We start from the raw sequence: 18,154 nt of genomic DNA on the forward strand, positions 1-18,154 counted from the left end.
CAGCGTCGTGCTCATCTCACCCTCCGTATCGCCTCTGCCAGCAGGGATCGGACGTGCACTCGGTGGTCTCCGGCGGCCGCCGCGTCGTCACGGACGGGCGGCACCGGCTCGGCGACGTCGGATCCCTGCTGGCAGAGGCGATACGGAGGGTGAGATGAGCACGACGCTGATCGACGGGATCGGCTCGCTGTACACCGGCGACCCCGAGCGCGAGGAGATCCCCGACGCGGCGCTGGTCATGGAGGACGGCCTGATCTCCTGGGCCGGGCCCGCCGCGCAGGCCCCCGACGCCGACGAGCGGGTGGATGTCGAGGGCCGCGCCGTCATCCCCGGCTTCGTGGACAGCCACGCCCACCTGATCTTCGCGGGTGACCGGACGGCCGAGTTCCAGGCCCGCATGTCCGGCGAGCCGTACACCGGTGGCGGCATCAGGACCACGGTCGCCGCCACCCGGCAAGCCGGCGACGCCGAGCTGGCCGCCCACGCGCGTGCGCTGGTGGACGAGATGCTGGCCCAGGGCACCACGACCGTCGAGATCAAGAGCGGGTACGGCCTGACCGTCGAGGACGAGCGGCGCTCGCTGGAGATCGCCGCCGGGCTGACCGGCGAGACCACGTTCCTGGGGGCGCACGTCGTGCCGGCCGGCATGGACGCCGACTCCTACGTGCGGCTGGTCGCCGGGGAGATGCTCGACGCGTGCGCCCCGCACGCCAAGTGGGTCGACGTGTTCTGCGAGCGTGGGGCCTTCGACGGCGACCAGACGCGCGAGATCCTGGGCGCCGGGCTCAAGGCGGGGCTGGGGGTGCGGGTGCACGCCAACCAGCTCGGGGAGGGGCCCGGCGTACGCATCGCGTGCGAGCTGGGCGCCGCCTCGGCCGACCACTGCACCCATCTGACGCCGGCCGACGTGGACGCGCTGGCGTCGTCGGACACGGTGGCGACGCTGCTGCCGGGGGCGGAGTTCTCGACGCGGTCGCCGTACCCGGACGCCCGGCGGCTGATCGACGCGGGGGCGACCGTGGCGCTGGCGACCGACTGCAACCCGGGGTCGTCGTTCACGTCGTCGATGGCGTTCTGCGTGGCGCTGGCCGTCCGCGAGATGCGGATGACGCCGCTGGAGGCGATCAGGGCCGCGACGTACGGCGGGGCGCGCGCGCTGCGCCGTACGGACGTAGGCTGGCTACGCCCCGGGACCCGTGCGGACCTCGTCGTGCTCGATGCCCCCTCCTATGTACACCTTGCTTACCGGCCCGGCGTCCCCCTCGTTCACCAGGTGTTTCGCGGCGGTCTCCTCCTTTAGGAGGACATCCAGAACCATCCCAGCGACGTACTGCTTTAGGGAATCTTTGCGTCTGGCCGCACGTTGGCCGGATATAGAACGCAGCTGCGGAACGAGGTGCCAGGGGATGGCAAGGCCTACGGGGAGTCGCACGCAGGAGCAGCACATCGCTGAGCGCGATCTGCTGGGGACATATCTGGCCGAAATCGGCCGGGTCCCGCTGCTCACGGCGGAGGAAGAGGTGGAGCTCGCCAAGCGGATCGAGGCGGGTCTCTTCGCCGAGCAGCTGCTCGACAGTGGGGGCTCGGAGCCGCGCATCGGGGATGCGGCCGACGAGGAGCTGGAGCGCCTGGCCATCTCCGGCCAGCGGGCGAAGGACGAGTTCATCCAGGCCAACCTGCGCCTGGTGGTGGCGGTGGCCCGGAAATACTCGGGGCGGGGGATGCCCCTGATCGACCTGGTGCAGGAGGGGAACCTGGGGCTGGTCAGGGCGGTGGAGAAGTTCGACTACCGGCGGGGCTACAAGTTCTCCACGTACGCGACGTGGTGGATCCGGCAGTCGGTGGGGCGTGCCATCCACGAGCAGGCCCGCCCGGTGCGCCTGCCCACGCACGCGGGGGAGCAGATGACGCGGCTGATGCGGGTCCGCCGCGACATACTGGCGGAGTTCGACGCCGAGCCCACGGACGACGATCTCGCCGAGATCCTCGACCTGCCGATCGAGCGCGTGCGCGAGCTGCGGCGCTGGGCCTCCGACCCGGTCTCGCTCCAGCTCGGGGTGGGCGACGAGGACGAGACGGAGCTCGGCGACATGATCGCCGACGAGACGTGGGCCGATCCCGAGCAGCAGGCCATCGACATCCTGGAGCGCGAGCGGCTGGACCAGTGGCTGACGGGGCTCGAGGGCGACACCAGCGAGATGCTGCGGTGGCGGTACGGGCTGGTGGACGGGCGCGAGCACACGCTCACGGAGGTGGGGGAGCGCTACGGCATCGGCCGCGACCGCGCCCGCCGCATCGAACGCGACGCCCTGGCCCGCCTCCGCAAAATGGCCACCGCAGCCGCCTGACCGGCCCCACCCACGCCTGACCCCGGGGGCTGCCCGGGGTGCGGGCGTTGTCGGGCTGGGCGCTGTGGTGGGCGCCGGGCCCCGCCGTCCCACGTCCCGCCGACGCGGCGCTTCGGGGTGACGGGCGCGGGTGGGCGTGGCGGTGTGGCACGTCGGTGGGTCGGTGTGCGGTGGAGCCCGGCGCCTTCGACGGCGGGCGGCCCGCGTTGGCCGAGGCGCTGGACTTCAGTGCCGGAGGAGGCGGCGGAGGAACTCTTCGACGGCTGCCACCGCGGTGGTGGGGTCGCCGCCGCGGGCCACCATCAGGGCGCTCTCGTTGACGGCCGCCAGCAGCATGTGCGCGTGCAGGTCCAGGAACTCGGCCGGCACCGCCCCCGTGGCCCCCAGAGCCTCCTTCAGCATCCCGAACGAGTAGCGCTCCTCCATGGCCCGCCACCGTTCCCAGCCCATCACCGCAGGCGCGTCGATGAGGACGATGCGCTGGATGACCGGGTCCCCGGCGAGTGAGATCCAGGCCAGCACGCCGGCGCGGAGGGCCGCCGCCGGGTCGGTGATGCCGCGGACGGCTGCCAGGATCTTGCCGCCGATGGCCGACTCCGTGGCCTCCAGCACCGCCTCGAAGAGGGCGTCCTTGCCGGCGTAGTGGTGGTACAGCGCCCCCCGGCTCAGCCCCGACTCCTGCAGCACCACCTCGATGGAGGTGTCGTCGTAGCCCCGGTCGGCGAACAGCCGCGTGGCGATCGCCAGGACCCTGTCGCGGGTGGCCGCGCCGCGCTCCGCCTTGAGGTTCATGGACCCACTGTAGACAAACCGACCGTCAGTCGGTAATTTCGTAGACCGACAGTCGGTTTGTAATCTGGCTCAAGGAGGGTTCCATGGAGGGCATCAGCTACGTCGACGTGGGGGACGGGCCGGTCAGCCTGTTCGTGCACGGCGTCGGCACCAGCTCGTACCTGTGGCGCAACGTCATCGCCGCGTTCCGCGACGAGCGCCGCTGCGTGGCCATCGACCTGCCGCTGCACGGCGGCAGCGACCCGCGCGACGATCTGTCGATCCCCGCGCTGGCCGAGGCCGTCGAGGAGCTGTGCGAAGGGCTCGGGCTCACCGAGGTGGATCTCGTCGCCAACGACACCGGCGGCGCCGTGGCCCAGGTCTTCGCCGTACGCCACCGCGAGCGCCTGCGTACGCTCACCCTCACCAACTGCGACGTCCACACCAACACCCCGCCCGAGGCGTTCGAGCCCACGGTCGACCTGGCCGCCAAGGGCGAGCTGGCCCCGCTCACCGCGCTCGTCCTGGACCAGCCGGAGCTCCTGGCCCAGACCGCGTACGGCGAGGGCTACGAGCGGATCGACGACCCGGCGGCGCTGGTGGAGGCGTACCTGCGGCCGATCTTCGCCAAGCCCGATGGCGGCCGTGCCTTCGAGCGCCTGCTGACCTCCATCGACGCCAAGGACATGATCGCCATCGAGCCGCAGCTCACCGTGCTGACCGTGCCGACGCTCCTGGTCTGGGGCACGGGAGACGTGTTCTTCGACGTGAGCTGGGCCCGGTGGCTGCGGGACACGATCCCCGGCGTCAAGGAGATCGTCGAGATCGAGGGCGGGCGGTTGTTCTTCCCCGACGATCGGGCGGATGAGCTGGTGCCGCATCTGAGGCGGTTCTGGGCGCAGCCGTAAGATCGCCCCATGTATCTGGAGGCCGTGCGGCGCTACCCCGTCAAGTCGATGCTGGGGGAGGAGCTGACCGAGAGCGAGGTGACCGAGCGCGGGCTGGCCGGGGACCGCGCGCGGGCGGTGCTCGACGTCGCCACCGGGAAGATCGCCAGCGCCAAGAACCCCCGCCTCTGGCGCGGCCTGCTCACGATCGAGGGCACCGGAGTCCCCGGCGACGAGGAGCTGTCGACGCTGCTCGGGCGCGAGGTGCGGCTGATCGACGTGCCTCCGGAGGGCGCCGAGTTCGAGCGTTCGGTGCCGGAACGGGTGCTGGCCGAGGGCATCGAGGCGGAGGTCCCCCACACCGTCGGCACGCTCGGCGGCGCCTCGCCCGCCGGGACGTTCTTCGACTTCGCCCCGATCCACCTCATCACGACCTCCGCGATCGCGCGGATCGGCGCGCTCGGCCCGCGTGGCACCGTCGAGGCCCTCCGCTACCGGCCCAATCTGGTGATCGGGACGGAGGCGGAGGGGTTCGTGGAGAACGACTGGGTGGGACGCGAGCTGCGCATCGGTGACGAGGTGGTGCTGGCGGTGATCGTGGCCAGCCCGCGCTGCGCGGTGCCGACGCTCGAACACGGGAGTCTCGGGCGCGATGCCGACGCGCTGCGCACGGTGGCCAGGCACAACCGGGTGCCCGTGTTCGACATGGGGCCGCAGCCCTGCGCGGGGGTGTACGCGCGAGTGGTGCGGCCCGGGAGGGTCAGGAAAGGCGACCGGGTACGCCTGACGCGGCCTACGACGCCAGCGGCGTGAGGTACTTGTCCAGGTCGTCCAGGATCTTGCCGGCCGCCGTGACGCCGATTCCGGTCATCCAGATCTCGTCGTCCACGTTGTGCGCGTTGTTCGACTTGACCGCGCCGAGGTTCTTCCACAGCGGCCCGCCGGTCACCGTGGTCTGCGACTTGACGGCCGCCTCCCCGTACGCGGTGTAGAAGATCGCGTCGGCGTCCGCCTGGGCGATGTTCTCCTGGCTCAGCTTGCCGAAGCGCTTGTCGGCCTGGTCGGCCAGCTTCTGCGCCTCGGGCCGCTGGATGCCCGCGTCGCCCACCACGATGCCGCTGAAGGACTCGGGCCCGTACATGCGGATCTCGGTGGGCATGAACCGTACGATGCTCACCTTCAGCTTCGACAACTTCGCGCCCACCTCCTTGGCCCGCGTCTCATAACCCGACAGCAGCTGCTGGGCCTGGTCCTTCTTGCCCAGCGCCTCGGCGTCGAGCAGGAAGTTCTCCTTCCAGGTGATGCCCACCTTCTCGGTGAACACGGTCGGCGCGATCTTGCTGAGCTTGTCGTAGAAGGCCTCCTGCCGGAACTTGCTGCCCAGGATGAGGTCCGGCTTGAGCGCCATGATGGCCTCGATGCTGGGGGCCTGGGTGGTGCCGACCGCCTTGGTGGCCGACAGGGCCGAGCCGAGGTAGGCGGGCCACTTCTGGTTCTGGGAGGCCTGTGCCGCGCCGACGGGCGCCAGGCCGAGCGAGACCATCGTGTCGAGCTTGTCCGTGTCGAGCACCACCACCCGCTTGGGGGTCATCGGCACCTTCGTCTCGCCCATGGCGTGCTTGACGGTCCGGGTCGGTCCCGCCTCCTGCGAGGACGTGGAAGTGCCGCAGGCGGCGAGGGCGAGGACGGGGAGCATGGCGGCGACGGCCAGGCGAAGACGCATTCGGCATTCCTTGATCGAAGGTTAGGCAAACCTAAGTATCTCACGGCTGATATTGCTGAGCCGAAATGGGAGGAGTGAGAACACCGAAACGCGTCCGAAACACCAGTGTGGCGAGATTCACGAATGTGAAACACGCCTGGTCGAGTCATGAAACCCCGGACGAACACGCTGTGGCCACACGTCACATGTAAGGAGGGTCGCGTCGTGAAGATCGATAGCGGCACCACAGCCTGGATGCTCGCGGCCACCGCGCTGGTGTTGCTGATGACTCCGGGTCTCGCTTTCTTCTACGGGGGCATGACCAGGGCCAAGAGCGTCCTGAACATGATGATGATGTCGTTCGGCGCCATCATCACGGTCACCATCGCCTGGGTGCTGTTCGGACACTCGCTGGCGTTCACCGACAACCCGAGCTCGGCGATCAACAACGTGATCGGCGGCTTCGACGCACTCGGCCTGCAGAGCCTGGTGGACACGGCCACCAAGGACGACGGCACCGGCATGCCGAGCCTGGTCTTCTCCGCCTTCCAGCTGACCTTCGCCATCATCACCGTCGCGCTGATCAGCGGCGCGATCGCGGACCGGGCGAAGTTCGGGGCGTGGATCCTCTTCTCCATCCTCTGGGCGACGATCGTCTACTTCCCGATCGCCCACTGGGTGTGGGGCACCGGCTGGCTCAACACGATGGGCATCGAGGACTTCGCGGGCGGCACGGTCGTCCACATCAACGCGGGTGCCGCGGGCCTGGCCCTGTGTCTCGTGCTCGGCAAGCGCACCGGCTGGCGCAAGGAGCCGATGCGGCCGCACAACCTCCCGTTCGTGCTGCTCGGCGCGGGCCTGCTGTGGTTCGGCTGGTTCGGCTTCAACGCCGGCTCCGAGCTGGCCGTCGACGGCACGGCCGGCCTGGCGTTCATGAACACCCAGATCGCCACCGCGGTCGCCGCGGGCGCCTGGCTCGTCGTGGAGAAGATGCGCGACGGGCACGCCACCAGCCTCGGCGTCGCCTCCGGCGCGGTCGCCGGCCTGGTCGCCATCACTCCCGCCTGTGGTTTCGTGGACCCGTGGGCCGCGATGCTCATCGGCCTGCTCGCCGGTGTCCTCTGTGCCTACGCCGTCGGCCTGAAGTACAAGCTCGGCTTCGACGACTCCCTCGACGTGGTCGGCGTGCACCTGGTGGGTGGCGTCATCGGCGCCGTCTCGCTCGGCTTCCTGGCCGCGTACCCCTTCCTCGACCAGCAGAGCAAGGGTCTGTTCTACGGCGGCGGATTCGGCCAGCTGGGCCTGCAGGTGCTCGGCCCGGTCGCGGTCGGCGGCTACTCCTTCGTCATCACCTGGGTTCTCGGGAAGATCATCGACAAGACGATGGGCTTCCGGATCACCGTCGACGACGAGCGCACCGGCATCGACGTCACCGCGCACGCCGAGACGGGGTATGACCTCGGCACGGTCTACGCCTCCGGCGTGACCTCCCCCAACGGGCCCACCGCCCCGGCAGCTAAGAAGGTGGACGCATGAGGCTCATCACGGCGATCATCAAGCCCTTCAAGCTCGATGACGTGAAGGCCGCACTGGAGCAGTTCGGCATCAAGGGAATGACGGTCAGCGAGGCGAGCGGCTACGGCCGCCAGCGCGGCCACACCGAGGTCTACCGCGGCGCCGAGTACCAGGTCGACCTGGTGCCGAAGGTCCGCCTGGAGGTCCTCGCCGAAGAGGATGACACCGAGGACGTGATCGACGTCATCGTCAAGGCGGCGCACACCGGCAAGATCGGTGACGGCAAGGTCTGGTCCGTCCCGGTGGACACCGTCGTCCGTGTTCGCACGGGAGAGCGGGGTCCTGAGGCCCTGTGACCCGGCGGGGCTCGGCCGAAACGACGGATCCACGGCGACGCCCGGACGACGGCGTCCGGGCTGAGCCCAGCAAGGAGCTCGGCAAGGGGGCACAGCATTGAGGGGAGAGACCCGTTCGTACGCCGCGGCCCGCAAGGAGCGGACCGCGGACACCGACCGCTGGCTCAAGGATCTCTTCCGCACGGCGAGCGACGGCGACCACGTCTCACTGGTCGCCGTCGGGAGCCTCGGGAGGGGCGAACTGGCACCAGGCAGCGACCTCGACCTGGTCCTGCTGCACAACGGCCGGGCCGACGTGGCCAGGATCGCCGACCGGATCTGGTATCCGGTCTGGGACTCCGCGGTCAACCTCGACCACTCCGTGCGGACGGTCGAGGAAGCGGTGACCGTCGCCAGGAAGGACCTGAAGGCCGTGCTCGGCCTCATCCAGGCCCGGCACGTGGCCGGCGACGCCGAGCTGACCAGGAAGGCCAGGGAGGCGGTGCTGGCCGAGTGGCGGGCCGACTCCCGGCGCCGCCTCGGCGAGCTGCGTGACGCGGCCGACAAGCGGGCGCAGGTGAGCGGCGAGCTGGCCTTCCTGCTCGAACCCGACCTCAAGGACGGGCGCGGCGGCCTCCGCGACGTCCAGGCCATGCAGGCGGTGGCGGCCGCCTGGGTCGCATCGGCGCCCGGCCCCAGGGCGCGCGAGGCGTACGAGTTCATCCTCGACGTGCGGCACGCGCTGCACGTCGTCACCGCCCGCGGCACCGACCGGCTGGTGCTGCAGGAGCAGGACGCCGTGGCGGGGGTGCTCGGCCTGCTCGACGCCGAGGCGCTCATGCGCAGGCTCGCCGAGGCGGGTCGTACCATCTCCCACGCGTTCGACGGCACCTGGCGCACCGTTGACAGACTCGTGTCAGGCCCCGCTCCCCGAGGCCGCCGCCCGCTGGCGGACGGCGTGGTCGAGCACGGCGGCGAGGTGGTGCTCGCCAGGGGGATCGACCCGCGCAAGGACCCCGTGCTGGTGCTGCGCGCCGCCGCCGCGGCGGCCGACTCCGGGCTGCCGCTCGCCCCCGCGACGGTGTCCGTGCTCGCAGCTCAGTCGCCTCCCATGCCGGTGCCGTGGCCGGAGGAGGCACGCGACTCGCTGGTGTCGATCCTCGGCGCGGGTCGCGCCGCCGTGCCCGTGTGGGAGGAGCTCGACCAGGCGGGCATCCTTGTCAAGTTGCTTCCTGACTGGGAACGCGTACGCCACCGTCCCCAGCGCAACCCGATCCACCGCTTCACGGTCGACCGGCACCTGATCGAGGCCGCCGCGAACGCCGCCAGCCACACGCGCGAGGTCTCCCGTCCCGACCTCCTGCTGATCAGCGCGCTCCTGCACGACGTCGGCAAGGGCTGGCCCGGGGACCACTCGGCCACCGGCGAGGTCGTGGTCCGCGACATCGCCACCCGTATCGGCCTGCCCGCGCAGGACGTCGACACCCTCGCCACCGTCGTACGCCACCACCTGCTGCTGCCCGAGACCGCCACCCGCAGGGACCTCGACGACCCCGTCACGATCGAGAAGGTCGCCGCCACCGTCGGCACCCGTGAGGTCCTCGACCTGCTGGCCGCGCTCGCGGTGGCCGACGGCAACGCGACCGGGCCGGCCGCCTGGAACAGCTGGAAGGCCGGGCTCGTCGCCGACCTCGTGCGCCGGGTCAGGTCCGTGCTGGCCGGCTCGCCGCCGCCCAAGCCGCCGACCCTGTCGGCCGACCAGACCGCGCTCGCCCGGCACGGCGGCGGTGCCGTCCGCGTCAACGGGGGAGCCGTCACGGTCGTCGCCCCCGACCGGGTGGGGCTGCTCTGGAGCGCCGCCGGCGTGCTGTCCGCGCACCGGCTCATCGTGCGCTCCGCCTCGTCCGCCTCCGCGGGCTCCACCGCGGTGATCGAGTTCTCCGTCATCCCCGAGTACGGCTCCCCGCCCGACCCCGCGACGCTGGAGTCCGATCTCCGTCTCGTCCTTGCTGGCCGTCTTGACATCGAGCAGCGGCTGGCCCGCCGTGCGCGGGCCATGCGGCCGCCCCGGGTACCTGTGGCTCCACCTCGGGTGACACTGGTCGACGACGCCTCCGCGACCGCCACCGTGGTGGAAGTCAGGGCCCATGACAGGCCGGGGCTCCTGTGGCGTATCGGACGGGCGTTCGGCGAGTGTGGTCTTGACGTGAGGGCCGCTCGCGTGGAGACTCTCGGCGCGGAGGCGGTGGACGTCTTCTATGTCGTGGATCGCGCCGGTCGCCCCCTCAGCGATGCCGCGCAGAGGGCACAAGTCCGCGATCAAGTCCTGGCCGCACTGCGATAACCAACAGCACACGACTACCGGTCACATGTGTAACGATTGTGTCCGAAATGCCCGGTAAGTCAGAACCTGCGGATACCTTGTGGACGGCTTGAAGGCCCGTCGGGGACGGGACGATTGAGGGGTAGCGGAAGCAGTGACGGGGAACTCCGACAGCGGCCCAGCCGTGAAGCGGGACCGCGGAAAGCGGCCACTGCCACGCCTGGGCCTGAGAAACTGGCGCGTACGGTGGCGGCTCACCGCCCTGATCCTGGTGCCCACCATGGCCGGCGTCGTGCTCGGGGGAGCGCGAGTCGTCGGATCGGTGCAGAGCATCGGTGACTACGACCGCACGGCGACCGGGGCGGAGCAGGCGGCCCATATCCGCGACCTGCTGCAGGCGATCGGGCTGGAGCGTGACACGGGCGGCTGGATCGGCGCCAACCGCGCCATGCGCAAGAAGCTCGCCCAGCCGCTCGCGCAGCGCAAGGCCGCGGTGGACACGCTCGTCAAGACCGTGAGCACCGACCTCGACACGATCGACGACTCGTACGGTCCCCGCATCGTCAAGGCCGCCCAGCAGGTGAAGTACGACCTGGGCCGGCTGCCGAGGATCCGCGCCGAGGGCCAGACCGAGACCATCCGGTACGACTTCCTCACCGACACCCTGCTCAAGCTGCACGACGAGCTGAGCCTGCTGTCCGAGGACCCGCAGATCATCGGCCAGTTCCGCGCGCTGAGCGCGCTCGCCGCAGCCAAGGAGGAGGTCTCCCGGCAGCGCGTCCAGCTGCTCCAGGCCTCCTACGACAGCGCGCGCGTGGACGCCAAGGAGGTCGAGCAGTTCATCGCCTCCAACGCCCGCGAGCAGAGCGACATCTCCCAGGTCGGCGCGGAGGCCGGCGTCGAGGTCGGGCTCCAGCTGTCCAAGGCGCTCACCTCGCAGCCCGAGTACGTCAACGTCCAGCTCACCAAGGCGCGCGCGGTCACGCTGGCCAGCGGCCGGGCGCCGGGCGTGCGGATCAGCGACAACCTGATCTCCGCCAACGGCAGCCGCGAGCAGTGGTTCAACGAGAACTCCGTGGCCGTCGACGTCCTGCACGGCATCGAGAAGGAGCTGGCCGGCCAGGTGAGCCTGCGCAGCAAGGAGCTGCGCGAGTCCGAGATCCGCAACGCGATCGTCGCGGGGATCCTGATCCTGGCGCTGCTGCTGCTGGTCCTGCTGCTCACCGTGGCGATCGCCCGCTCCATGGTCACCCCGCTGCGCCGGTTGCGTACCGAGGCGCTGGAGGTGGCCGGCTTCCGGCTCCCCGACGTGGTGCACCGGCTGCGGGCCAGCGGCGACGCGTCCGTCGGCGAGGTACGGCCGATCGAGGTCGAGGGCAACGACGAGATCGGCGAGGTCGCCAGGGCCTTCGACCAGGTGCACCAGCAGGCGGTGCGGCTGGCGGGCGAGGAAGCCGACCTGCGCAGCAACATCAGCTCGATGTTCGTCAACCTCTCGCGCCGCACCCAGACGCTGGTCGAGCGGCAGATCTCGCTGATCGACGGCCTGGAGAAGGGCGAGCAGGACGGCACCAGGCTGGCCGACCTGTTCAAGCTCGACCACCTGGCCACCCGCATGCGCCGCAACTCCGAGAACCTCCTCGTCCTGGCCGGCCACGAGGCCACCCGCCGGCGCAGCCAGCCGGCCAAGCTGGTCGACGTCGTACGCGCCGCGCTGTCGGAGGTCGAGGGCTACGAGCGCGTCCAGGTCAAGGTGCACCGGGCCACCTCGGTGCTCGGCAGCGCCGCGAACGACCTGGTCCACCTGGTCGCCGAGCTGGTCGAGAACGCCATCCAGTTCTCCCCGAGCAACACCCAGGTCGTCGTCACCAGCAGCCTCATCGAGGGCGGCGGCGCGCTGCTGTCGGTGAGCGACACCGGCATCAGCATGACCGAGGAGGAGCTGGCCGAGGCCAACCGCCGCCTGGCCGAGCCGCCCGTCGTGGACGTGTCGGTCTCCCGGCGCATGGGCCTGTTCGTGGTCGGCCGCCTGGCGCTGCGCCACGGCATCCGGGTCCAGCTCAGGAGGGGCGAGGGCGCCGGTCTGATCGCGATGGTGCTGCTCCCGCCCACGCTGATCGTCGACGGCACGCAGCAGCAGCCGCTGCCGCAGCGGCCCGCGTTCGGCGGCGGTACGGTGCCCACCCCGGCGGGCCCGCCCCTGCAGAACGGGACGTTCAAGTCGTTCGGCAGCTTCGACTCCTTCGACAGTGGCCGGCGTCCCAACGGACCCGCTCCCAGGCACGGTTTCCAGACTTCCGAGAGCACACCGCCGGGACCGCGCTCGTTCGACAGCGGGCCGTACCATTCGGACCCCGGCAGGGCGGGCGTGAACGGATTCACCGCCGACACCGACGGCGGCTCCTACCGCAGGCAGCCATCCTCGTTCGACTCCAACGTCTACCCGTCGCTCCCGAGCACGGGCTCCTACCCATCCGGAAATGGCGCGTTCCAGACGCCTCCGCCGCCCCAGTCGTACCCCACGAACGACGTGCGCCGGCCCGACCCGACGCCCTCGGTCGAGGTGTCGCCGATGGAGCCGGAGCAGGAGGAGTTCCTGCCGATCTTCGCGGCGGTGGAGTCCGCCTGGTTCCGCAGGCCGCCGGAGGAGGCGGCGCCGCAGGTGACCGGAGATGGTGAGGACAAGCCCTCGCAAGCCGTACCCTCTGGGGAGGAAGCGTGGCGAACGGCGGCCGACGCCGGTTGGCGCGCGGCGGCCGCTGCCGCCGAGCCCAGCCTCGGCGGCATGACCGCCGCCGGGCTCCCGAAGCGCACCCCCAAGGCCAATCTGGTTCCCGGTACGGCGAACCAGCAGGCGCAGCCGCAGCAGCCGCAGCGGCCGGCTCCGATGCCGCCCGTTTCGGCGGATCGGATGCGCAGCCGGATGGCCAGCTACCAGCAGGGTGTGCGACGGGGCCGCCAGGAAGTACGTGGACAGGAGGAACAGAGTGAGTGAGCGTCCCGCCGGGGAGGATGCGTGACAACCCTTAGCCACGAGGCGAACAGGTTCGACTGGCTGATCACCGACTTCGTGCGTAACACGCCCGGAGTCGCGCATGCCGTCGTCGTATCGGCCGATGGCCTGTGCCTGGCCGCCTCCGAAGGCTTCCCGCCGGACCGGGCCGACCAGCTCGCCGCGGTCTCCGCGGGCCTGCTGAGCCTGACCGTGGGAGCGTCCAGGGTGTTCGAGGGCGGTTCTGTGACGCAGACCGTCGTCGAGATGCAGCGCGGCCTGCTCATCGTCATGGCCATCAGCGACGGCTCCGTGTTGACGGTGCTGGCGGGCCCGGACTGTGACATGGGCCTGGTGGCGTACCAGATGACGCTGTTGGTGGACAGGGCCGGGCAGGCGCTCACGCCGGCCCTGCGGGCTGAACTCCAGGCCGCCAGGACCCGGTGATGTGATGGAACTGATGGGAGAGGGCCGTGTACGGCGTTGACGGAGCTGGGGACGAAGAGCCCCTGTTTCGTCCTTACGCGGTGACGGGCGGCCGATCCGAGCCGCGCTATCACCTCGCGATGGAGACGTTGATCTCGTCGATGTCGATCCCGGACGACGAGATGGCCATGCTCACCCCCGAGCAGGAGGCCATCATGCAGTTGTGCAGGTCGTTCCGATCGGTCGCCGAGATCTCGGCCCTGCTCCGCGTCCCGCTGGGCGTGGCCAGGGTGCTCGTGGCGGACATGTCCGACGAAGGACTCGTCCGCCTGCACCAGCCACGCCTCAGCCAGGGACAGCCTGACCTCAACATGCTCGAAAGGGTGCTCAGTGGACTACGCAGGCTCTAGCCCCGGGCTGACGTCGACGAAGATCGTCGTCGCCGGTGGGTTCGGCGTCGGTAAGACGACGTTCGTGGGGGCGGTGTCCGAGATCCTTCCGCTCACCACAGAAGCGGTGATGACGGACGCGTCCGCGGGCATCGACGACCTCGGTCTCACCCCCAACAAGCAGACCACGACGGTGGCCATGGACTTCGGCCGCCTCTCGCTCGACCGCGACCTGATCCTCTACCTGTTCGGCACGCCCGGGCAGCACCGGTTCTGGTTCATGTGGGACGACCTCGTCCGCGGCGCCATCGGCGCGGTCGTGCTGCTCGACACCCGCCGGCTCGCCGACAGCTTCCCCGCCATCGACTACTTCGAAGAGGCGAAGCTGCCGTTCGTCGTCGGCGTCAACGGCTGGGACGGGCAGTTCCCGCACGCCGAACAGGAGGTCAGGGAGGCGCTCGCGCTCTCGCCGCACGTCCCGATCGTGCGTACCGACGCCCGCAACCGCGAGTCGGTCAAGGCGACGCTGATCTCGCTGGTGGAGCACGTCGTACGGCTGCGTGCCGCACCCGTGCGCTAGCCCCAGGGGACGCTCTCCAGCGAGTTGAGCACCGGCACCAGGTGCTCCTCCTCGTAGGCGAAGTGGGCCTCCATCTCGCCGGCGATGCGCTCCAGCGTCGCCGGCTCGGTGGCCTCCCGCAGCTCGGCGACCAGACCGGCGATCACCGCGTGCTCGGCGCGCAGCCGGTCGAGGGGCTCCTTCAGCTCGGGGAAGAGCTTCTCCAGGTGCGGGAACGCCACCCGGTCCTCGCCGTTGTGATGGAAGGTCATCGCGTCGCAGAAGGCCAGGCAGTGCGCCCGCAGGTCGCCGGCGGGCGCCCCCTGGCGGACCTTGGCCAGCTCGCCCCTGAGGTGGTCGTGGATCCTGGCCAGCTCGTCCCCGAACGCCTCCAGCCGCTCGCGCTCGGGGTACAGCGCGATGACCGGGATGACGCGCTCGGTGTTCTGCTGGTACGCGGCGAAGGCGGGATCGATCGCGGCCTGGCGGGCGTACAGGCGGTCGCGCTCCTCGCCTTCGAGCGGCACCGCCCGGGCCGCGAACCGGTCCTCTCCCAGCTCGACGATGACTCTCGGGTTGGCGAGCACGTTGTGATACCAGGCCGGGTGGGCGGCGCCGCCCGCGTTGGAGGCGAACACCAGGACCCGCTCGCCGTCCCGCAGGTAGACGGCCGGGTTGGTGCGCCGCCGGCCTGTCTTGGCCCCCGTGGTGGTGAGCAGCACGAGAGGCGCGCCCTCGAACATGCCGCCCACCTTGCCGCCGTTCGCCCGGAACTCCTCGATCACCTGCTGATTGAAATCGGTCACGTCATATCCTTGGACGAGGCTTCGTATTTGCTTTGCAAGCAAAGCTAATTTAGACATCAAGGTGTTGGACATGTCAACAGACGGCTTGAGCGTGGACGACGGGATCAGGACGCTGCTGCTGCTGATGCCGCGGATGGTCGGGCGGGCCAAGCGGCTGGGGGTGCCCCCTGACCTGCAGTCGTTGTCCCTGGCGCCTCGGCACCTGTCGCTGCTGGCCTACCTGCTGTTCGACGGGCCGATGACGGTGAACGAGCTGGCGGCCCGGCTGGAGGTGGCGCCCGCGACGGTCAGCCTGATGGTGGGGGACCTGAGCAGGAAGGGTGTGCTGGACCGGCGCGAGGACGACGCGGACCGGCGCCGTACGATCGTGAGCATCGCGGACCGGCACCACGAGTCGATCAACGAGTGGCTCGGCTACGGCGCCAAGGCCTGGCGCGAGGCCCTGGAGCCGCTCACGCCGGAGCAGCGGCGGATGTTCGTGGACACCCTGATGGCCTACGAAAAGGCCCTGTCGGGCTGAACTGTCGGGCTGAACTCGTCAGGCGGATCGGCGGTTTATCAGGGCCTCGACGCCGTCGAGGACGCGCTGCAGGCCGAACTCGAAGGCGTGCCCCGGGCTGTAGGCGGCGTTGAGCGCCTCGCCCGCCGCCTGGCCGACGCGGGCGGCCGTGGGGTAGCGGGCGGCGTCGGTGATCCGGCTGAGGAAGGGCGCGTGCGCGGCCCACCACTGCTCGTCGGTCATGCCCGTCAGGCTCTCGGCCTGCGCCGCCTCGACCGCGCCGCGCGCCGCCCCGTGCACGAACCCGGCGACCAGCGTGATCACCGAGTCCATCTCCAGGTCCGTCAGCCCGATGCCGTCCACGGCGCGCAGGTCGTAGTCGTACTTGGCGGTGACGTTGGGCCCGAGCACCGGGCGGCTCGACGCCACCTGCAGCAGCCACGGATGGCGCAGGTAGAGGGCCCAGTTCTCCCTGGCGATCTGCTCCAGCCGGCCCCGCCAGCCCCCGGGCACGTCCTGCGGCCTGGCCGTCTCGCCGTAGACGGTGTCGAGCATGACGTCGAACAGCTCGGGCTTGCCCGGCACGTACGTGTAGAGCGACATCGTCCCGACGCCCAGCCGCTCGGCCACGCGGCGCATGGACAGCGCCGCCAGCCCCTCGGCGTCGGCCACCTCGATGGCCGCGCGCACGATGCGGTCGACGCTCAGCTCGGGCTTGCCCTTGCGGCTGACGCGCTCGCTGGTGCGCCAGAGCAGCGCCAGGCTGCGCGCCGGGTCGCCCTTTCCCGGGTACTCAACGGTCACATCCGTACGGTACACCGTACGGTTGTCGTCTTGAACCGTATGCTGTACGGTACAGCGTACGGAATCAAGGGAGGGGGCACGCATGCCGGCGGTGCTCGCGCAGGACCTGCGCAAGAAGTACGGCGAGAAGGCGGCGCTCGACGGGATCGACCTCGACGTGGGCCGGGGCACGGTCTACGGCCTGCTCGGCCCCAACGGCGCGGGCAAGACCACGACCGTCCGCATCCTCACCACCCTCCTGCGCGCCTCGGGCGGCCGCGCGGAGGTGGCGGGGTTCGACGTGGCGACCCAGCCCCGGCAGGTACGCCGCAGCATCGGCCTCGTCGGCCAGCACGCCGCCGTGGACGAGATCCTGACCGGGCGGCAGAACCTGGAGCTGTTCGGCCGCCTCCACCACCTCGGCCCGTCGCGGGCCCGGGCCAGGGCGGAGGAGCTGCTGGAGCGGTTCGGGCTGGACCACAAGGGGCCGGCCAAGGAGTATTCGGGCGGCATGCGGCGCAGGCTCGACCTCGCGGCCAGCCTGATCCTGGCGCCGCCCGTGCTGTTCCTCGACGAGCCGACGACGGGGCTGGATCCGCGCAGCCGCACGGAGATCTGGCGCGCGGTGCGCGACCTCGTCGCCGCCGGCACCACCGTGCTGCTGACCACGCAGTACCTGGAGGAGGCCGACCAGCTCGCGGACCGGATCGCGGTGATCGACGCCGGGCGGGTGGTGGCCGAGGGCACGCCGGACGAGCTCAAGTCCAAGCTCGGGGGTGACCGGCTCGACGTGGTGATCCACGACCCGGCGCGGCTCGACGAGGCCGCCGGGATCGTGCGCGGGGCGGCCTCGGGGCCGGCCGAGGTCGATCGGGACACCAGGCACGTGAGCGCGCCGGTGAGCGACCGGGTGCGGGCGCTCACGGAGGCGCTCGCGGCCCTGGCGGCCGCCGGGATCGAGGCCGAGGACGTGGCGGTGCGCCGCCCCACGCTCGACGAAGTCTTCCTGAACCTCACCGACCGCCGAGGGGGCGCCGTATGAGATGGGCTCTGGCAGACGGCTGGACCGTCGCCCGCCGCGACCTGATCCACTGGGCGAACCAGCCGATGACGGTGGTGTTCGGGATCCTCTTCCCCGTGGTGATCACGCTGGCCTTCGGCTACCTGTTCGGCGGCGCGGTCAAGGTGCCCTCAGGGGCCGGCTACTTCGCGTTCCTCATGCCCGGCATGTACGGCATGACGATGCTCTTCGGCCTCAGCGCCACCATGATGGCCGTCGCCACCGACGTCTCCAAGGGCGTCACCGACCGCTTCCGCTCGATGCCCATGGCGCCTTCGGCCGTGCTGATCGGCCGGGCCGTGGCCGACCTGCTCAACTCGGTCCTGATCCTGGGCGGGCTGCTGGTCTGCGGCCTGGCGGTGGGCTGGCGGCCGTCCTCGTTCCCGGGCGCGCTGGCCGCCGTGGGCCTGCTGCTCCTGCTGCGCTTCTCGCTGCTCTGGGTCGGCATGTACCTGGGGCTGCTGCTCAGGGATCCGGGCGGCGTGGTGGCGATCCAGGTGCTGGAGTTCCCGGTCGGCTTCCTGTCGAACGCCTTCGTCGCCCCTGACACGATGCCGGGCTGGCTGGGCGCGGTCTCGGAGTGGAACCCGCTGTCGTCCACGGTGGCGGCGGCCAGGGAGCTCTTCGGGAACCCCGGCTGGGGCGGCGACTCCTGGGTGGCCCAGCACGCCGTCCTGATGGCGATGATCTGGCCGGTGGTGATCACCGCCGTCTTCTCCGTCCTGTCGGTACGCCTCTACCAGCGGCTCGACCGGTAGG

General features: G+C 70.8%; 18 protein-coding genes. 14 read left to right on the forward strand and 4 right to left on the reverse strand.

All coding sequences use genetic code 11. The annotated features are described in order from the left end of the window. The first annotated feature begins 154 nt into the window (after positions 1 to 154). On the forward strand, positions 155 to 1,300 hold the full coding sequence (gene hutI, locus ACWDX9_RS06340) for an imidazolonepropionase (RefSeq protein WP_449949707.1): 1,146 nt from the start codon (positions 155 to 157) through the stop codon (positions 1,298 to 1,300). 106 nt (positions 1,301 to 1,406) lie between these two features. After that, on the forward strand, positions 1,407 to 2,348 hold the full coding sequence (locus tag ACWDX9_RS06345; protein WP_357742941.1) for a sigma-70 family RNA polymerase sigma factor: 942 nt from the start codon (positions 1,407 to 1,409) through the stop codon (positions 2,346 to 2,348). A 225-nt stretch (positions 2,349 to 2,573) separates the two neighbouring features. On the opposite strand, the gene ACWDX9_RS06350 is transcribed toward ACWDX9_RS06345, so the two are convergent. After that, complete coding sequence (locus ACWDX9_RS06350; protein ID WP_449949710.1) at positions 2,574 to 3,140, reverse strand: TetR/AcrR family transcriptional regulator; 567 nt, start codon at positions 3,138 to 3,140, stop codon at positions 2,574 to 2,576. A gap of 83 nt (positions 3,141 to 3,223) precedes the next feature. Here ACWDX9_RS06350 and ACWDX9_RS06355 point away from each other — a divergent pair, with 83 nt between their 5' ends. Together ACWDX9_RS06355 and ACWDX9_RS06360 are read left to right on the forward strand one after the other, a co-directional pair. Continuing rightward, on the forward strand, positions 3,224 to 4,027 hold the full coding sequence (locus tag ACWDX9_RS06355; protein ID WP_449949712.1) for an alpha/beta fold hydrolase: 804 nt from the start codon (positions 3,224 to 3,226) through the stop codon (positions 4,025 to 4,027). Positions 4,028 to 4,036: 9 nt separating this feature from the next. Continuing rightward, a complete protein-coding gene (locus tag ACWDX9_RS06360; protein ID WP_449949714.1) occupies positions 4,037 to 4,819 on the forward strand; it encodes an MOSC domain-containing protein in 783 nt (260 codons plus the stop codon). On the opposite strand, the gene ACWDX9_RS06365 is transcribed toward ACWDX9_RS06360, so the two are convergent. After that, a complete protein-coding gene (locus ACWDX9_RS06365; RefSeq protein ID WP_449949716.1) occupies positions 4,800 to 5,729 on the reverse strand; it encodes an ABC transporter substrate-binding protein in 930 nt (309 codons plus the stop codon). The two genes, ACWDX9_RS06360 and ACWDX9_RS06365, sit on opposite strands and share 20 nt — an antisense overlap. A 204-nt stretch (positions 5,730 to 5,933) precedes the next feature. On the opposite strand from ACWDX9_RS06365, the gene ACWDX9_RS06370 reads away from it, so the two are divergent. The 7 genes from ACWDX9_RS06370 (at position 5,934) to ACWDX9_RS06400 (ending at position 14,268) form a co-directional block, all read left to right on the forward strand. Continuing rightward, positions 5,934 to 7,244 (forward strand): ammonium transporter, encoded by a 1,311-nt coding sequence (locus ACWDX9_RS06370; protein WP_449949719.1) that lies wholly within the window; start codon positions 5,934 to 5,936, stop codon positions 7,242 to 7,244. Continuing rightward, positions 7,241 to 7,579 carry a P-II family nitrogen regulator gene (locus ACWDX9_RS06375; protein ID WP_185071480.1) on the forward strand — a complete coding sequence of 113 codons (339 nt, stop codon included), beginning with the start codon at positions 7,241 to 7,243 and terminating at the stop codon, positions 7,577 to 7,579. The genes ACWDX9_RS06370 and ACWDX9_RS06375 overlap by 4 nt, the downstream gene beginning before the upstream one ends. Positions 7,580 to 7,676: 97 nt before the next feature. Further along, the gene (locus ACWDX9_RS06380) at positions 7,677 to 9,902 is read left to right on the forward strand and encodes a [protein-PII] uridylyltransferase (RefSeq protein WP_449949722.1); all 2,226 of its coding nucleotides are present in this window, start codon (positions 7,677 to 7,679) and stop codon (positions 9,900 to 9,902) included. Positions 9,903 to 10,065: 163 nt separating this feature from the next. Further along, positions 10,066 to 12,876 (forward strand): nitrate- and nitrite sensing domain-containing protein, encoded by a 2,811-nt coding sequence (locus ACWDX9_RS06385; protein ID WP_449949725.1) that lies wholly within the window; start codon positions 10,066 to 10,068, stop codon positions 12,874 to 12,876. A 21-nt stretch (positions 12,877 to 12,897) separates the two neighbouring features. Beyond that, positions 12,898 to 13,320, forward strand: a complete 423-nt coding sequence (locus ACWDX9_RS06390; RefSeq protein WP_185071483.1) for a roadblock/LC7 domain-containing protein — start codon at positions 12,898 to 12,900, stop codon at positions 13,318 to 13,320. 26 nt (positions 13,321 to 13,346) lie between these two features. Beyond that, positions 13,347 to 13,709 carry a DUF742 domain-containing protein gene (locus ACWDX9_RS06395; protein ID WP_185071484.1) on the forward strand — a complete coding sequence of 121 codons (363 nt, stop codon included), beginning with the start codon at positions 13,347 to 13,349 and terminating at the stop codon, positions 13,707 to 13,709. Next, a complete protein-coding gene (locus ACWDX9_RS06400; protein ID WP_192790679.1) occupies positions 13,690 to 14,268 on the forward strand; it encodes a GTP-binding protein in 579 nt (192 codons plus the stop codon). Before ACWDX9_RS06395 ends, ACWDX9_RS06400 begins: the two co-directional genes overlap by 20 nt. Here ACWDX9_RS06400 and ACWDX9_RS06405 read toward each other — a convergent pair. After that, entirely contained in the window at positions 14,265 to 15,053 is a 789-nt protein-coding gene (locus ACWDX9_RS06405) for a nitroreductase/quinone reductase family protein (protein ID WP_449949727.1), read from the reverse strand. The two genes, ACWDX9_RS06400 and ACWDX9_RS06405, sit on opposite strands and share 4 nt — an antisense overlap. A gap of 70 nt (positions 15,054 to 15,123) precedes the next feature. Here ACWDX9_RS06405 and ACWDX9_RS06410 point away from each other — a divergent pair, with 70 nt between their 5' ends. Beyond that, positions 15,124 to 15,573, forward strand: coding sequence for a MarR family transcriptional regulator (locus ACWDX9_RS06410; protein WP_449949728.1), 450 nt, complete (start codon positions 15,124 to 15,126; stop codon positions 15,571 to 15,573). Positions 15,574 to 15,591: 18 nt separating this feature from the next. Here ACWDX9_RS06410 and ACWDX9_RS06415 read toward each other — a convergent pair whose 3' ends face one another. Beyond that, positions 15,592 to 16,356, reverse strand: a complete 765-nt coding sequence (locus ACWDX9_RS06415; RefSeq protein ID WP_364250880.1) for a TetR/AcrR family transcriptional regulator — start codon at positions 16,354 to 16,356, stop codon at positions 15,592 to 15,594. Positions 16,357 to 16,438: 82 nt separating this feature from the next. Here ACWDX9_RS06415 and ACWDX9_RS06420 point away from each other — a divergent pair, with 82 nt between their 5' ends. Together ACWDX9_RS06420 and ACWDX9_RS06425 are read left to right on the forward strand one after the other, a co-directional pair. Then, positions 16,439 to 17,377 (forward strand): ATP-binding cassette domain-containing protein, encoded by a 939-nt coding sequence (locus ACWDX9_RS06420; RefSeq protein WP_449949730.1) that lies wholly within the window; start codon positions 16,439 to 16,441, stop codon positions 17,375 to 17,377. Further along, a complete protein-coding gene (locus tag ACWDX9_RS06425; protein ID WP_449949733.1) occupies positions 17,374 to 18,153 on the forward strand; it encodes an ABC transporter permease in 780 nt (259 codons plus the stop codon). Before ACWDX9_RS06420 ends, ACWDX9_RS06425 begins: the two co-directional genes overlap by 4 nt. The last annotated feature ends 1 nt before the right edge of the window (position 18,154 follow it).

It is taken from the genome of Nonomuraea sp. NPDC003201, assembly GCF_053590415.1.

Coding starts and splice junctions, on each gene's coding strand:
- ACWDX9_RS06350 (WP_449949710.1), bottom strand. CDS start 3,140: ATGAACCTCAAGGCGGAGCGCGGCGCGGCCACCCGCGACAGGGTCCTG.
- ACWDX9_RS06375 (WP_185071480.1), top strand. CDS start 7,241: ATGAGGCTCATCACGGCGATCATCAAGCCCTTCAAGCTCGATGACGTG.
- hutI (WP_449949707.1), top strand. CDS start 155: ATGAGCACGACGCTGATCGACGGGATCGGCTCGCTGTACACCGGCGAC.
- ACWDX9_RS06410 (WP_449949728.1), top strand. CDS start 15,124: ATGTCAACAGACGGCTTGAGCGTGGACGACGGGATCAGGACGCTGCTG.
- ACWDX9_RS06420 (WP_449949730.1), top strand. CDS start 16,439: ATGCCGGCGGTGCTCGCGCAGGACCTGCGCAAGAAGTACGGCGAGAAG.
- ACWDX9_RS06355 (WP_449949712.1), top strand. CDS start 3,224: ATGGAGGGCATCAGCTACGTCGACGTGGGGGACGGGCCGGTCAGCCTG.
- ACWDX9_RS06425 (WP_449949733.1), top strand. CDS start 17,374: ATGAGATGGGCTCTGGCAGACGGCTGGACCGTCGCCCGCCGCGACCTG.
- ACWDX9_RS06365 (WP_449949716.1), bottom strand. CDS start 5,729: ATGCGTCTTCGCCTGGCCGTCGCCGCCATGCTCCCCGTCCTCGCCCTC.
- ACWDX9_RS06345 (WP_357742941.1), top strand. CDS start 1,407: ATGGCAAGGCCTACGGGGAGTCGCACGCAGGAGCAGCACATCGCTGAG.
- ACWDX9_RS06360 (WP_449949714.1), top strand. CDS start 4,037: ATGTATCTGGAGGCCGTGCGGCGCTACCCCGTCAAGTCGATGCTGGGG.